The sequence below is a fragment of the Plantactinospora sp. BC1 genome (genome assembly GCF_003030345.1).
In the GTDB taxonomy this organism is placed as follows: domain Bacteria; phylum Actinomycetota; class Actinomycetes; order Mycobacteriales; family Micromonosporaceae; genus Plantactinospora.
Genome location: NZ_CP028158.1, coordinates 2,234,474 through 2,250,892, shown reverse-complemented (window position 1 = coordinate 2,250,892; position 16,419 = coordinate 2,234,474). Strand labels below are relative to the sequence as shown.

The 16,419-nt window shown below is 72.3% G+C and carries 3 protein-coding genes; all 3 read left to right on the top strand.

Translation table 11 applies throughout. The features are described 5' to 3' along the window. Positions 1 to 8: 8 nt before the first annotated feature. The 3 genes from C6361_RS09430 to C6361_RS09420 are packed head-to-tail and all read left to right on the top strand — an operon-like array spanning position 9 to position 16,416. Positions 9 to 224, top strand: coding sequence for an MbtH family NRPS accessory protein (locus C6361_RS09430; RefSeq protein ID WP_101365415.1), 216 nt, complete (start codon positions 9 to 11; stop codon positions 222 to 224). A 29-nt stretch (positions 225 to 253) separates the two neighbouring features. Next, positions 254 to 5,380, top strand: coding sequence for a non-ribosomal peptide synthetase (locus C6361_RS09425; protein ID WP_107267502.1), 5,127 nt, complete (start codon positions 254 to 256; stop codon positions 5,378 to 5,380). After that, on the top strand, positions 5,377 to 16,416 hold the full coding sequence (locus tag C6361_RS09420) for a non-ribosomal peptide synthetase (protein WP_107267501.1): 11,040 nt from the start codon (positions 5,377 to 5,379) through the stop codon (positions 16,414 to 16,416). Before C6361_RS09425 ends, C6361_RS09420 begins: the two co-directional genes overlap by 4 nt. Positions 16,417 to 16,419: the final 3 nt, after the last annotated feature.

Genomic DNA, 16,419 nt, shown 5'->3' with positions numbered 1-16,419 from the left:
GAGTTCCGATGGCTGACGAGCAGACCGACGACCGGGTGTACCGGGTGGTCCGCAACGACGAGGAGCAGTACTCCATCTGGCCCGCCGACCGGGATCTGCCGGCGGGCTGGCACGCCGAGGGCACCGAGGGCCCGCGTGCCGACTGCCTCGCCCGGATCGGCGAGGTCTGGACCGACATGCGCCCGCTGAGCCTGCGCCAGCGGATGGCGGCAGCGCAGAGCTGACCGCCCCCGCAACGAGGTGAGGAGCACCCATGAACCCCGATCGAAGCCGGACTGACCTGGTCGGCGACTCCAGCGGGCCGGCGAGCGTCGCCGGGTCCGCCAACATCCTGCCGGCGCTGGTCGCCCGCCAGGTGGCGGCCACGCCCGACGCGGTCGCCGTGCTGGCCGGCGACGTCGAGGTGACGTACGCCGAACTGGACCGCCGGGCCAACCGGCTGGCCCGGTACCTGCGCGGCCTCGGTGCCGGGCCCGACACGCTGGTCGGGGTCTGCCTGCCCCGCGGCGTCGACCTGGTCGTCGCGCTGCTCGGCGTCTGGAAGGCGGGTGCCGGCTACCTGCCGCTGAGCCCGGACCACCCTCGGGACTGGGCGACCTGGGTGCTGACCGACACCGGCGCCGGGATCGTGCTCACCGGCTCGGCCCACGCCGAGCTGGTGGCCGGCACCGGCGCCCGGGTGCTCCACCTCGACGACATCGCCGCCGAACTCGCCGGGCTGCCCGACGAGGCGCCGGTCAACCCGGCGACCGGGGACGACCTCGCCTACGCGATCTACACCTCCGGCTCCACCGGCCGGCCCAAGGGCGTCATGATCAGCCACGCGGCGATCGCCAACCGGGTCGACTGGGCGGTCCGGCAGCACGGCCTCGGCCCGGCCGACCGGGTGTTGCAGAAGACCGCGCTGACCTTCGACGCTGCCTGCTGGGAGTTCTTCGCCCCGCTGGTCAGCGGCGGTGCGGTGGTGCTCGCCCCGGTCGGCGCCGAGCGCGACCCGGCGGCACTGGTCCGGGCGATCAGCCGGTACGGCGTCACCGTCTTCCAGGGCGTGCCGTCGGTGCTCCGGCTGGTCGCCGACGATCCGGGCTGGCGGGACTGCACCTCGCTGCGACTGCTCTTCTCGGCCGGCGAGCCGCTGCACGCCGAGCTGTGCCGGCGGCTCACCGACGGACTCAAGGTCACCCTCTGGAACACGTACGGGCCGACCGAGTGCGCCATCGACGTGACCGCGCACCCGTACGACCCGGCGCTGCCGACCGGCCCGGTGCCGATCGGCCGGCCCCTGGCCAACCTCCGGGTGCTGGTGCTCGACCCGAACGGGGACCCGGTGCCGGTCGGGGTCGCCGGTGAACTGCACGCCGGCGGGGTCGGGGTGGCCCGGGGCTACCTCGGCCGGCCGGAGCTGACCGCCGAGAAGTTCGTCCCCGACCCGTACGGGCCGCCGGGGTCCCGGCTCTACCGCACCGGCGACCTGGTGCGGTGGCGGACCGACGCGACCCTGGAGTACATCGGGCGGCTCGACCACCAGGTGAAGGTGAACGGCGTCCGGATCGAGCCCGGCGAGGTGGAGTCCGCACTGGTCGCCAACCCGGACGTCGACGCCGCCGTGGTGTTGGCCGTGGAGACCGCCGAGGGCGGCAAGCGGCTCGTCGGGTACGTCACCGGCGAGCGGGTGCCGACCGCCGACCGGCTGCGTACCTTCCTCCGGGACCGGCTGCCCGACCCGATGATCCCGGCCGCCTTCGTGGCCCTGCCCGAGTTCCCGCTGAACAGCAGCGGCAAGGTGGACCGGGCCGCACTGCCGGCCCCGGAGATCGGCGCCGAGGACGGCCGCCCGCCGTACGTGGCGCCGCGCACCGCCGCCGAGCGGCTGGTCGCCCGCTCCTGGGCGGAACTGCTCAGGGTGGACCGGGTCGGCGCGCACGACGACTTCTTCTCGCTCGGCGGCTCCTCGCTGCTGCTCACCCGGCTCGCCAACCAGCTCCGGGCGGCCTCCGGCAGCAAGGTACCGCTGCGCGGCCTCTTCACCGCACCCACCGTCGAGCAGCAGGCGAAGCTGATCTCGGTGCCCTCCGACGACGGCCCGCCGATCGTCCCGGTGCCCCGGACCGGGCCGCTGCCGCTGTCGTTCGGGCAGCGCCGGCTCTGGTTCCTGGACCGGCTGGAGCCGGGCAACACCGAGTGGGTCGCCCCGCTCTTCGTCCGGCTCGGCAGGGAGGTCAGCCAGAGCACGGTCCGGCGGGCGCTGGACGCGCTGGCCGGGCGGCACGAGATCCTCCGCACCCGCTACGTCGAGTTCGGTGGCGAGCCCCGCCAGGTGGTCGACGCGCCCGGCCCGGTCGAGCTGCGGGTGGTCGAGGCCGACGCCGCCGACCTGGAGACGGTGTTCCGCGGCGAGTTCGAGCGCGGCTTCGACCTGGCCACCGGCCCGGTCTGGCGGGCGCTGCTGGTCCGCTTCCCGGGTACGCCGACGCCGGCCCCGCCGACCTCGGTGCGGATCCCGGCCACGGCCGGGCGTACCCCGGCCGGCGAGTCGGTGCTGCTGCTCACCCTGCACCACATCGCCTGCGACGGCTGGTCGTCGGTGGTGCTGGAGCGGGAGCTGCGGGAACTCTGCGCGGCGACGGTTGCCGGCCGCGCCCCGGAACTGCCGGAGCAGCCGATCCAGTACCCCGACTTCGCGAGCTGGCAGCAGGGCTGGCTGACCGAGGAGGTGCTGGCGGCGGAGCTGGCGTACTGGCGGAAGACCCTGGACGGGCTCGGCCCGCTGGACCTGCCGACCGACCGGCCCCGACCGGCCCGCCGCGACCCGTCGGGCGCGCTCGCCCCGTTCACCATCCCGACCGACCTCGCCGCCGCGATCCGTGACCTCGGCCGGCGGTACGGCGCCTCGCCGTACATGACGATGCTGACCGCGTTCAGCACGCTCCTCGCCCGGTACGCCGGACGCTGGGACGTCGCCGTCGGCACTCCGGTGGCCGGCCGCAACCGGCCCGAGCTGGAGGAGATGGTCGGCTTCTTCCTCAACTCGCTGGTGCTGCGGCCGAACCTGACCGCCGGGATGCGGTTCGGCGAGGCGCTGGAGGCGACCCGGGAGGTCTGCCGGGCCGCGTTCGCGCACCAGACGCTGCCGTTCGAGCAGCTCGTCGACGACCTCCAGCCGGACCGGGACATGTCCCGTACCCCGCTGTTCCAGGTCGCCTTCGACCTGCACGACGAGGGGCTGACCGGCGGTGCGGTGCGCGCCGACGACCTGGCCGCGTTCACCGAGGCGTGGCAGATCGCCAAGACCGACCTGACGCTCTTCGTCCGGGTGCAGGAAGACGGCGCGATGCTCGGCGCCCTGGAGTACGCGACCGCGCTCTTCGACCGCTCCACGGTGGACCGGATGGGCGGCCACCTGGTCCGGCTGCTCCAGGCGGTCACCGCCGACCCGGAGCTGCGGCTCGGCGCGGTGGACTTCCTCGACCCGGTCGACGAGCTGGTCGGCACCGGCCGGATCGACCCGTTCCGCACCGGTGCCCCGGACCGCTGCCTGCACCAGGTCTTCGAGGAGCGGGTGCTGCTCGCCCCGGAGGCGGTGGCGGTGACCTTCCAGGACGTCTCGTTGACGTACGCCGAGGTGAACGCCCGGGCGAACCGGCTGGCACACCGGCTGCGGGCCGGCGGGATCGGGCCCGGCTCGCTGGTCGGCGTCTGCCTGGAGCGCGGGATCGACCTGGTCCCGACCCTGATCGGAGTGCTGAAGTCCGGTGCGGCGTACCTGCCGCTGGATCCGGCGCAGCCGGTGGACCGGCTCGGCCTCATGGTCGACGACGCGGGTGCTCCGGTGGTCGTGACGCAGTCGTCGCTGGTCGGCACGGTCTCCGGGTTCTTCGACGGCGACCTGCTGGTGCTCGACCGGGAGGACCTGTCGGGGCAGCCGGTGGCGAACCCGACGCCGGTCTCGCACCCCGAGGACCTGATCTACGTGATCTACACCTCGGGGTCGACGGGGCGGCCGAAGGGCGTCTGCCTGAGCCACGCCAACGTGCTCCGGCTCTTCACCACCACCCACCCGCAGTACGGCTTCTCCGCCGACGACGTGTGGACGCTGTTCCACTCGTACGCCTTCGACGTCTCCGTCTGGGAACTCTGGGGCGCGCTGGCCTACGGCGGCCGGCTGGTGGTGGTGCCGCGCGAGGTGACCCGGCTGCCGGACGAGTTCCTGGAGCTGCTGGTCACCGAGCGGGTCACCGTGCTCAGCCAGACCCCGTCGGCGTTCCGCGCCATGGTCGGGTTCGCCCGGGACGGCAACCCCCGGCTGGACCGGCTGTCGCTGCGGGCCGTGGTCTTCGCCGGCGAGAAGCTGGAGATGGCCGAGCTGGCCCCCTGGATGGCCCGGTTCGGTGAGCGTCCGGCACTGGTCAACATGTACGGCATCACCGAGACGACGGTGCACTCCACCTACCACCTGGTACGTCCGCAGGACATCACCGGTTCCGGCAACCCGATCGGCTATCCGCTGAGCGACTCCCGGATCTACCTGCTGGACGGCTACGGCAACCTGGTCCCGGTCGGGGTCCCCGGCGAGATCCACGTCGGCGGTCCGGCGGTGGCCCGGGGCTACCTGAACCGGCCGGAGCTGACCGCGCAGCGGTTCGTGCCGGACCCGTTCGCGGCCGAGCCGGGGGCCAGGATGTACCGCAGCGGCGACCTGGCCCGGCGCCGCCCCGACGGCGGGCTCGACTTCCTCGGCCGGATCGACCACCAGGTGCAGATCCGCGGCTACCGGGTCGAGCTGGGCGAGATCGAGACCGTGCTCGCCGCGCACCCCGGCGTCCGGAACGCGGTCGTGCTGACCGACGAGCCGGAGCCGGGCCAGCCGAGGGTCGTCGCCTACTACGTACCCGACGCCGACGACCCGCCGCTCGTCCCCGACCTGGTCGGCTACTGCGGCAGCCGGCTGCCCGACTACATGGTGCCGGGCGTCTTCGTGCCGCTGGAGAAGATTCCGCTGACCCCCAACGGCAAGCTCGACCGTCGCGCGCTGCCGACCCCGGCCCGGACGGTCGCCGAGGTGGACGCGGCGGGCTACGTCGCACCGCAGGGTCCGGTCGAGGAGCGGATCGCCGAGATCTGGGCCGAGCTGCTCGACGTCGACGCCGGTACCCAGACGAACTTCTTCACCGTCGGCGGCCACTCGATCCTCGCGGTCCGGCTGGCCTCCCGGATCCAGGAGGAGTTCGAGATCGACCTACCGGTGCGGACCGTCTTCGAACGGCCCACGATCGCGCGGATCGCCGAGGCGGTCGAGGAGCGGATCCGCGCCGAGATCGACGAGCTTTCCGAGTCCGACCTGCTGGCCGGCCTGGCGTTGCTGAAGGAGCAAGAGGTATGAGCACGGTCGAGGGCACGATCGAACGCGGTGTCGAGGCGGCCCGGGAGGAACTGCTCCGGGCCCGGCTCGCCGGGCGGCTGCGCGGCGGTCGCCGCGCGGCACTGACCCGGGTCGACCGGAGCGGTCCACTGCCGCTCTCCTTCGGACAGCAGCAGATGTGGTTCCTGAGCAGGCTGGACCCGGGCAGCTGGGAATATCTGGTACCGCTCGCGCTGCGGCTGCGCGGTCCGCTGGACTCCGCCGCGCTGCGCCGGGCGCTGACCGAACTGGTCGGCCGGCACGAGATCCTGCGTACCCGGTACGCGCTGGTCGGCGGCGAGCCGGTCCAGGTGATCGACCCGGCCGGGCCGGTCGAGCTGGCGGTGACGGACCTGACCGACCTGCCCGAGGCGGAGCGGGAGCGCCGGGGCTTCGACCGGGCCGCCGAGGAGCCGTCGATCCCGTTCGACCTGGCCACCCAGTGGCCGGTCCGGGCCCGGCTGGTCCGGCTGGCCGACGACGACCACCTGCTGGTCGTGGTCTTCCACCACGTCGCCTGCGACGCCTGGTCGGTCGGGGTCTTCGCCGAGGAACTCAGCGAGCTGTACGCGGCCGCGCTCGCCGGCCGGCCCAGCACCCTCGCCCCGCTGCCGGTGCAGTACGCCGACTACGCCGCCTGGGAGCGGAACCGCTCGGAGGCGGAGCACCAGCGGCACCTGGACTACTGGCGGCAGCAGCTCGCCGGGGTGCCGCCGCTGGACCTGCCGGCGGACCGGCCCCGCCCGGTGACCCGGGACTGGGCCGGTGCGGTGGTCGAGGTGGAGCTGCCGGCCGCGCTCGGCGGGCAGCTCCGGGACCTCGCCCGGCGGCACGACGCCACCCTGTTCATGGTGCTGCTCACCGGCTACCAGGCGCTGCTGTCCCGGTACACCGGCGGCACCGACATCCCGGTCGGCACGGTGGTCTCCGGACGCAACCGGCCCGAGCTTTCCAAGCTGATCGGGTACGGCATCAACAGCCTGGTGATGCGGGCCCGCTGGGACTCCGACATCACCTTCGGCGAGCTGCTGGCCGCCAACCGGCAGACCGTGCTGGCCGCCTTCGACCACCAGGAGGTGCCGTTCGGGCAGCTCGTCGACGAACTCCAGCCGGAGCGGGACATGTCCCGTACCCCGCTGTTCCAGGTCGCCTTCACCATGCACGAGGCGGGCGCCGGGGCGTACGCGATGCCGGGGCTGACCGTCTCGGCGCTGGACGCGCTCTCCCAGGTCTCCCGCTTCGACCTGACGCTCCAGATCCGGGAGGCCGCCGACGGTGGGCTCCGGGCCCACCTGGAGTACGCGACCGCGCTCTTCGACGGGGCCACGATGCGCCGCCTCGGCGGGCACCTGGTCCGGCTGCTCCAGGCCGTCGTCGCCGACCCGGATCGGGCGCTCTCGGCGGTCGACCTGCTCGACGACGCCGAGCGGGCCGAGGTCACCGGGGTCGCCGACCCGTTCCGGATCGAGGCGGTGCCGCCGACCCGGACCGTGCACCAGGTCTTCGAGGAGCGGGTGGCCGCCGCCCCGGACGCCGTCGCGGTGACCTTCGAGGGCGTCTCGTTGACGTACGCCGAGGTGAACGCCCGGGCGAACCGGCTGGCGCACCGGCTCCGCGCGCTCGGCGCGGGACCGGAGTCCCTGGTCGGGGTCTGCCTGGAGCGGGGCATCGACCTGGTCCCGACCCTGCTCGGGGTGCTGAAGTCCGGTGCGGCGTACCTGCCGCTGGATCCGGCGCAGCCGGTGGATCGGCTCGGTTTCATGGTCGGCGACGCGGGCGCGTCGGTGATCGTGACCCAGTCGTCGCTGGCCGGGACGGTCGCCGGCTTCTCCGACGGTGCCGTGGTCAACCTCGACGAGGAGGACCTGTCGGGGCAGCCGGCGGAGAACCTGGCCCCGCTCACCGGCCCGGAGAACCTGATCTACGTCATCTACACCTCGGGGTCGACGGGGCGGCCGAAGGGCGTCTGCCTGACCCACGCCAACGTGCTCCGGCTGCTGACCGTCGGCGACACCCACTACCGGTTCTCCGCCGCCGACGTCTGGCCGCTGTTCCACTCGTACGCCTTCGACGTCTCCGTCTGGGAACTCTGGGGCGCGCTGCTCTACGGCGGCCGGCTGGTGGTGGTGCCGCGCGAGGTGACCCGGGTGCCGGACGAGTTCCTGGAGCTGCTCGTCCGGGAGCGGGTCACGGTGCTCAACCAGACCCCGTCGGCGTTCCGCAGCCTGGTCGGCTTCGCCCGGGACGACGATCCCCGGCTCGCCGCCCTGGAGCTGCGGGCGGTGGTCTTCGCCGGCGAGAAGCTGGAGATGGCCGAGCTGGCCCCCTGGACCGACCGGTTCGGCCTGGACCGCCCGGCCCTGCTCAACATGTACGGCATCACCGAGACGACGGTGCACTCCAGCTTCCACCAGGTACGCCCGCAGGACATCGGCGACCCCGGCAACCCGGTCGGCTACCCCCTCGGCGACCTGCGGATCTATCTCCTCGACCGGTACGGCAACCTGGTCCCGGTCGGCGTGCCGGGTGAGATCCACGTGGGTGGTCCCGGGGTGGCCCGGGGCTACCTCAAGCGGCCGGAGCTGACCGCGCAGCGGTTCGTGCCGGACCCGTTCGCTTCCGAGCCGGGGGCCCGGATGTACCGCAGTGGCGACCTGGCGAGGCGCCGCCCCGACGGCGGGCTGGACTTCCTCGGCCGGATCGACGACCAGGTGCAGATCCGTGGCTACCGGGTCGAGCTGGGCGAGATCGAGACCGTGCTCGCCGCGTACCCGGGGGTCCGGGACGCGGTGGTGGTGGTCCGGGAGGACATCCCCGGCGACAAGCGACTCGTCGGCTATCTGGTGGCCGAGGGCGACCAGGTGCCGAGCCCGGCCGAGCTGCGCGAGTTCCTCGCCCGCGGCCTGCCGGAATACATGGTGCCGGCCGCGTTCGTGCCGCTGGAGAAGATTCCGCTGACCGCCAACGGCAAACTCGACCGCCGCGCGCTACCCGCGCCGGACCGCGCCGCACTCTCCGGGGAGCAGGCCTACGTGCCGCCGCGTACCCCGGTCGAGGAGCGGGTCGCGGCGATCTGGCGGAGCGTGCTCGGGGTCGAGCGGGTCGGCGTGCACGACAGCTTCTTCGACCTCGGCGGGCACTCGATCCGGGCGGTCGCCCTGGTCGGCGAGCTGCGGTCGATCGGACTGGACGTCTCCGTCCGGGACGTCTTCGCACACCGGACCGTCGCGGAACTCTGCGGGATCCTCGACGGCCGGTCCGCGCCGGCCGCGCAGGAGCGCCCGGTGGCGCCGTTCGAGCTGCTCTCCGCCGAGGACCGGGCGAAGGTGCCGGCCGGCGCCAGCGACGCGTACCCGCTCTCCCGGGTCCAGGCCGGCATGGTCGTCGAGATGCTCTCCGACGGGGAGCTGCACGCGTACCACAACGTGACGTCGTTCCGGATCCGTGACGAGCAGCCGTTCGCGCTGGAGGCGCTCCGCGAGGCGGCCCGGATCGTGGTGGCCCGGCACGAGGTGCTGCGGACCGCGATCGACCTGACCACGTACTCGGTGCCGATGCAGGTGGTGTACCCGACCGCCGAGATGCCGGTCGGGGAGCGGGACCTGCGGCACCTGGACGCCGCCGAGCTGGACCGGTCGCTGCGGGAGTTCACCGCGGTGGAGCGGGCCGACGTCTTCGACCTGGCCCAGCCGGCCCTGATGCGGCTGCACGCGCACGTCTGCGACGACAAGACCTGGTGGCTCTCGGTCACCGAGTGCCACGCCATCATCGAGGGCTGGAGCCACCACTCGCTGCTGATGGAGGTGCTCGACCTCTACCGGGAGATCCGCGACGGCGGTACGCCGGCCGAGGTCGAGCCGCCGCCGGTGCGGTTCGCCGACTTCATCGGCGCCGAGCTGCGCTCGCTGGCGTCGTCGGACGACCGGGACTACTGGCGGGACATCGTCGGCCGGTACGCCCGGTTCACCCTGCCCACCGGCTGGGGTGACGAGGACGCGCCGCGCGAGTCGCTGATGCTCGGGGTGCCCTTCCACGACCTGGAGTCCGACCTGCGCAAGCTGGCCAGCCGGGCGAAGGCGTCGCTGAAGACGGTGCTGCTCGCCGCCCACCTGAAGGTGATGAGCCAGCTCACCGCCGAGGAGTCGTTCCTGACCGGTCTGGTGCTGCACGGCCGGCCCGAGGTGGTCGGCGCCGACCGGGTCTACGGGATGTACCTGAACAGCCTGCCGTTCGGCTACGACCGGGGCGCCCGGACCTGGCTGGAACTGGTGGCGCGGACGTACGCCCGGGAGATGGAGATCTGGCCCCGCCGCCGGTTCCCGATGCCGGAGATCCAGCGCGAGTTCGGCGACGGCCAGCGGCTGATGGACGTCCGGTTCAGCTACCACGACTTCGACCAGGTCGACCGGGACCTCGTCGACTACATGGCCAGCATCGACGACAGCCCGACCGAGTTCCCGCTCGCCGTGGCGGTCCGGCTCGGCTACGTGACGATGGCGGTCAACCCCCGGGTGCTGAGCCGGGCCAACGGCGACCGGATGGGCGCCATGTACCGGGCCGTGCTGGAGGCGATGGCGGCGGACCCGGAGGGCGACGCCCGGGGCACCTTCCTCGCCGACGAGGAGCGGCAACGGCTGGTGGTGGAGTGGAACCGCACCACCGCCGAACCGACCGGACCGGCCGTGCCGGAGCGCTTCGTCGCACAGATGTCGGCCACCCCGCACACGGTGGCGGTCGAGTGCGCCGGCCAGCAGCTCACGTACGCCGAACTGGACGCCCGGGCGAACCGGCTCTCCCGGCACCTGCGCGCCTGCGGGGTGGTGCCGGAGTCCGTCGTCGGAGTGCTGCTGGACCGGGGCCCCGAGCTGCTGGTGGCGATGCTGGCGGTCTGGAAGGCCGGCGGCGCGTACGTGCCGCTCGACCCGGCCCACCCGGCCGACCGGCTCGCCGACATGCTGGCCGACGCCGGCACCCGGGTGGTGGTGACCGGCTCCGGCTACGCCGACCGGTTCCCGGAGATCCCGGTGCGGGTCCTGGTGGACCGGGACGCGCCGGCCATCGCCGAGCAGCCGGCCACACCGCTCGTGGTCCCGACCGATCTCGACCGGCTCGCGTACGTGATTTTCACGTCGGGGTCGACGGGTCGGCCGAAGGGTGTGGCGGTGTCGCATCGTGGGTTGGTCAACCATGTGTCGTGGGCGGCGCGGGAGTTGGCTGGTCGTGGTGTTGGTGGTTCGGCGTTGTTCTCGTCGGTGGCGTTCGATCTGGTGGTGCCGAATGTGTGGGCGCCGTTGGTGTCGGGTCAGCGGGTGTGGTTGGCGGGTCCGGATCTGGACATGGCGGATCTGGGTCGGGAGTTGGTGGCCGCCGGTCCGTTCAGCTTCCTGAAGCTGACCCCCGGCCACCTGGAGATCATCGGCCAGCAGGCCGAGGACGCCCAGCTCGCCGCGCTGGCCGAGATCGTGGTGGTGGCCGGCGAGGCCCTGCCCGGCCCGGTCGCCGAGAACTGGCGCCGGATCCTCGGCGACGGCCGCCTGGTCAACGAGTACGGCCCGACCGAGGCGTCCGTCGGCACCTGCACCTATCCCGTCACCCGTACGCCCGACTCGGACGTGGTGCCGATCGGTCGTCCGCTGCCCGGCATGTCGATGTACGTCCTCGACGCCGACCTGTCGCCGGTTCCGGTGGGTGTGCTGGGTGAGTTGTATGTCGGTGGGGTCGGTGTGGCCCGGGGTTATGTGAACCGGCCGGAGTTGACGGCGGAGCGGTTCGTGCCGGATCCGTTCGGGTCGGCGGGGTCTCGGTTGTATCGGACCGGCGACCTGGTCCGGGTGTTGCCGAGCGGTGATGTGGAGTTCGTCGGTCGGGTCGACGATCAGGTGAAGGTGCACGGGTATCGGATCGAGTTGGGTGAGATCCGGTCGGTGTTGCTGGAGCATGGGTCGGTTCGGGACGCGGTGGTGGTGGCGGTGGGTGCGGCGTCGGACAAGCGTCTGGTCGCCTACTGCGTGCCGGCCTCGTCCGGCGAGTTGGATGTTGCCGGGTTGACCGGGCATGCGGCGACCCGGTTGCCGGAGTACATGGTGCCGGCGGCGTTCGTGGTGTTGGATGCGTTGCCGTTGAACGCGAACGGGAAGGTGGATCGTCGGGCGTTGCCGGATCCGGATTCTGCCGTGGTGGATGCAGGGCCGGTGTTCGTGGGTCCGCGCACGCCGGTGGAGGAGCGGATCGCTTCGGTGTGGTGTGCGGTGCTGGGCCTGGAGCGGGTGGGGGTGACGGAGAGTTTCTTCGATCTGGGTGGGCATTCGATTCGGGCGGTGGCGTTGGTCGGGAAGTTGCGGGCGGCCGGGTTCGAGGTGGCGGTCCGGGACGTGTTCCAGTACCGCACCATCGCCGAACTCGCCGAGAAGCTCTCCGGACAGTCGGTTGCCGACCAGTCGGTCGAGTCCGGTCCGATCGCGCCGTACGCGCTGCTCTCCGCCGAGGACCGGGCCGCGTTGCCGGCCGGGGTGGTCGACGCGTACCCGCTGTCGCAGGTGCAGCTCGGCATGGTCGTCGAGATGCTGGCCGACAACGATCTGCACGCCTACCACAACGTCACCTCGTTCCGGCTGCGCACCGAGCAGTCGTTCGGGCTGGACGCGCTGCGCGAGGCGGCCCGGATCGTGGTCGAGCGGCACGAGCTGCTGCGTACCTCGTTCGACCTGACCAGCTATTCGGTGCCGATGCAGCTCGTGCACGACACCGCCGAGATCCCGATCGGCGTACGCGACATCCGGCAGCTCGACGCGGCCGGGCGGAAGCAGGCGATCCGGGAGTTCACCACGGCGGAACGGGCCAAGCTGTTCGACCTCGGGGTGGCCCCGCTGCTGCGGTTCACCGTGCACGAGGAGAGCGACGAGGCGTGGTGGATGTCCGTCACGGTCTCCCACCCGATCACCGAGGGGTGGAGCCACCGGGCGATGCTGACCGAGCTGCTGGAGCTGTACCAGCAGATCCGGGCCGGCGGAACACCGACACCGGCGACCCGCCCGGCGGTCCGGTACGCGGACTTCATCGCCGCCGAACTCGACTCGCTGGCCTCGACCGAGGACCGCGACTACTGGCGCGGAATCGTCGACGGCTACACCAAGCTGTCACTGCCGACCGGCTGGGCCGCCGACCCGTCGACGCCCCGGGAGCCGTACTCGGTCACCGTGCCGGTCCGCGACCTGGAGCCGGAGCTGCGGGCGCTGGCCACGTCGACGCGTACCTCCTTGAAGGCGGTGCTGCACGCGGCGCACCTGAAGGTGATGAGCCAGCTCACCGACGAGCCGGTCTTCTACACCGGCCTGGTGTGCAGCGCCCGGCCCGAGGTCGACGGCGCCGACAAGGTCTACGGGATGTACCTGAACACCCTGCCCTTCGCGCACCGGCGCGGAGCGGCGACCTGGGGTGAGCTGGTCCGGCAGGTCTTCGACCGCGAGGTCGAGCTGTGGCCGCACCGGCGCTATCCGATGCCGGCGATCCAGCGTGAGCTGGCCGACGGCCAGCGCCTGCTCGACGTGCGGTTCAGCTACCAGGACTTCGACGCGGTCGACACCGAACTGGTCGACGTGGAGTCCGGGCTCGGCGAGGGGGCCACCGAGTTCGGCCTGGCCGTCGCCGCGATGACCGGGAGCCTGGTGCTGACCGCCGACACGCACATGCTGAGCCGGCCGGACGCGACCCGGCTCGGCGCGATGTACCGGGCGGTTCTGGCGGCGATGGCGGCGACCGGTGCCGGCGGCGACGCCCGGCAGAACCACCTGCCGGCGGAGGAGCGGGAGCGGCTGCTCGGCGAGTACGCCGTCAACCCCACCGCCGCGCCGACCCGTACCGTTCCGGAGCTGGTCGCCGACGTCGCCGCCGCGCATCCGGACCGGATCGCGGTGGCCCTCGGCGAGCTGGAACTCGACTACGCCGAGCTGGACGCCCGGGCGAACCGGCTGGCCCGGCACCTGCGGTCCCGGGGCGTGGGCCCAGAGTCGCTGGTCGGGGTGCTGCTGGACCGGGGACCGGACCTGATCGCCACCTTCCTGGCGGTCTGGAAGACCGGTGGCGCGTACGTGCCGCTGGACCCCTCGTTCCCGGCCGACCGGGTGAACACGATGCTCACCGACGCCGGTGCCCGGGTGGTGGTCACCCGGTCCCGGCACGCGGACCGGTTCGACCCGACGCTGGACTGTGTCCTCGTCGACACCGAGCGCCTGGAGATCGGCAACCGTCCGGCGACCCCTATCGCCGAACCCGCCGACCTCGATCGGCTCGCGTACGTGATTTTCACGTCGGGGTCGACGGGGCGGCCGAAGGGTGTGGCGGTGTCGCACCGTGGGTTGGTCAACCATGTGTCGTGGGCGGCGCGGGAGTTGGCTGGTCGTGGTGTTGGTGGTTCGGCGTTGTTCTCGTCGGTGGCGTTCGATCTGGTGGTGCCGAATGTGTGGGCGCCGTTGGTGTCGGGTCAGCGGGTGTGGTTGGCGGGTCCGGATCTGGACATGGCGGATCTGGGTCGGGAGTTGGTGGCCGCCGGTCCGTTCAGCTTCCTGAAGCTGACCCCCGGCCACCTGGAGATCATCGGCCAGCAGGCCGAGGACGCCCAGCTCGCCGCGCTGGCCGAGATCGTGGTGGTGGCCGGCGAGGCCCTGCCCGGCCCGGTCGCCGAGAACTGGCGCCGGATCCTCGGCGACGGCCGCCTGGTCAACGAGTACGGCCCGACCGAGGCGTCCGTCGGCACCTGCACCTATCCCGTCACCCGTACGCCCGACTCGGACGTGGTGCCGATCGGTCGTCCGCTGCCCGGCATGTCGATGTACGTCCTCGACGCCGACCTGTCGCCGGTTCCGGTGGGTGTGCTGGGTGAGTTGTATGTCGGTGGGGTCGGTGTGGCCCGGGGTTATGTGAACCGGCCGGAGTTGACGGCGGAGCGGTTCGTGCCGGATCCGTTCGGGTCGGCGGGGTCTCGGTTGTATCGGACCGGCGACCTGGTCCGGGTGTTGCCGAGCGGTGATGTGGAGTTCGTCGGTCGGGTCGACGATCAGGTGAAGGTGCACGGGTATCGGATCGAGTTGGGTGAGATCCGGTCGGTGTTGCTGGAGCATGGGTCGGTTCGGGACGCGGTGGTGGTGGCGGTGGGTGCGGCGTCGGACAAGCGTCTGGTCGCCTACTGCGTGCCGGCCTCGTCCGGCGAGTTGGATGTTGCCGGGTTGACCGGGCATGCGGCGACCCGGTTGCCGGAGTACATGGTGCCGGCGGCGTTCGTGGTGTTGGATGCGTTGCCGTTGAACGCGAACGGGAAGGTGGATCGTCGGGCGTTGCCGGATCCGGATTCTGCCGTGGTGGATGCAGGGCCGGTGTTCGTGGGTCCGCGCACGCCGGTGGAGGAGCGGATCGCTTCGGTGTGGTGTGCGGTGCTGGGCCTGGAGCGGGTGGGGGTGACGGAGAGTTTCTTCGATCTGGGTGGGCATTCGATTCGGGCGGTGGCGTTGGTCGGGAAGTTGCGGGCGGCCGGGTTCGAGGTGGCGGTCCGGGACGTGTTCCAGTACCGCACCATCGCCGAACTCGCCGAGAAGCTCTCCGGACAGTCGGTTGCCGACCAGTCGGTCGAGTCCGGTCCGATCGCGCCGTACGCGCTGCTCTCCGCCGAGGACCGGGCCGCGTTGCCGGCCGGGGTGGTCGACGCGTACCCGCTGTCGCAGGTGCAGCTCGGCATGGTGGTGGAGATGCTCGGCGGGGTCGGTGGCAACCGCTACCACAACACCAGCTTCTTCCGGATCCGTGACGAGCAGCCCTTCCAGCCGGAGGCGTTGCGCGAGGCGGCCCGGATCGTCGTCGGGCGGCACGAGCTGCTGCGTACCTCGTTCGACCTGACCAGCTACTCGGTGCCGATGCAGCTCGTGCACGACACCGCCGAGATGCCGGTCGAGGTCTGCGACGTACGGCACCTGGACGACCCGGGCCGGGAGCAGGCGCTGCACGACCTGATCGCCCGGGAGCGGGCGAACCTGTTCGACCTGGCCGACCCGCCGCTGCTCCGGATGGCCGGGTTCGTGGAGGGCGACGACGCCTGGCGGCTCGGCTTCACCCAGTGCCACGCGATCACCGAGGGCTGGAGCCAGCAGTCGCTGCTGATGGAGGTGCTCGACCTCTACCGGCAGCTCGCCGCCGGCCGGGAACCCGAGCCGGTCGTCGCGCCCGGGGTGCGGTACGCGGACTTCATCGCCGCCGAACTCGACTCGCTGGCCTCGACCGAGGACCGGGACTACTGGCAGGGGATCGTCACCCGGCACGCCCGGTTCACCCTGCCGGCCGGTTGGGGTGGCGCCGCCGACGAGGCCGGCAGCTTCCGGGTCCCGGTCGGGTTCCCGGACCTGGAGCCGGGGCTGCGGGCGCTGGCGACGGCGACCCGTACGTCGATGAAGGCGGTGCTGCACGCGGCGCACCTGAAGGTGATGAGCCAGCTCACCGACGAGCCGGCGTTCTTCACCGGCCTGGTGTGCAGCGCCCGGCCGGAGATCGACGGCGCCGAGAAGGTGTACGGGATGTACCTCAACACCCTGCCGTTCCCGCACGACCGGACGGCCGGCACCTGGGGCGACCTGGTCCGGCAGGTCTTCGACCGCGAGGTCGAACTCTGGCCGCACCGGCGCTATCCGATGCCGGCGATCCAACGCCGGCTCGGCGGGCGGCAGCTCATCGAGGTGATGTTCAGCTATCAGGACTTCCACCAGGTCGACACGGATCTCGTCGACGTGCGGGCCGGTGCGGGCGACGCCGCCAACGAGTTCGCGCTCGCGGTGTCGACCGGTCCCGGGCACCTGATGCTGCGGGTCCGGCGCTCCGCGCTGACCCCGGAGAACGCCGAGCGGGTGGTCGCGATGTACCGGACGGTGCTGGAGTCGATGGCCGCGGGTGCCGACGGTGACGCCCGGGCGACGTACGTGCCGGCGGGGGAGCTGGACGCGGTGTTGACCGACTGGAACGACACAGCGGTGGAGTGGTGAAGA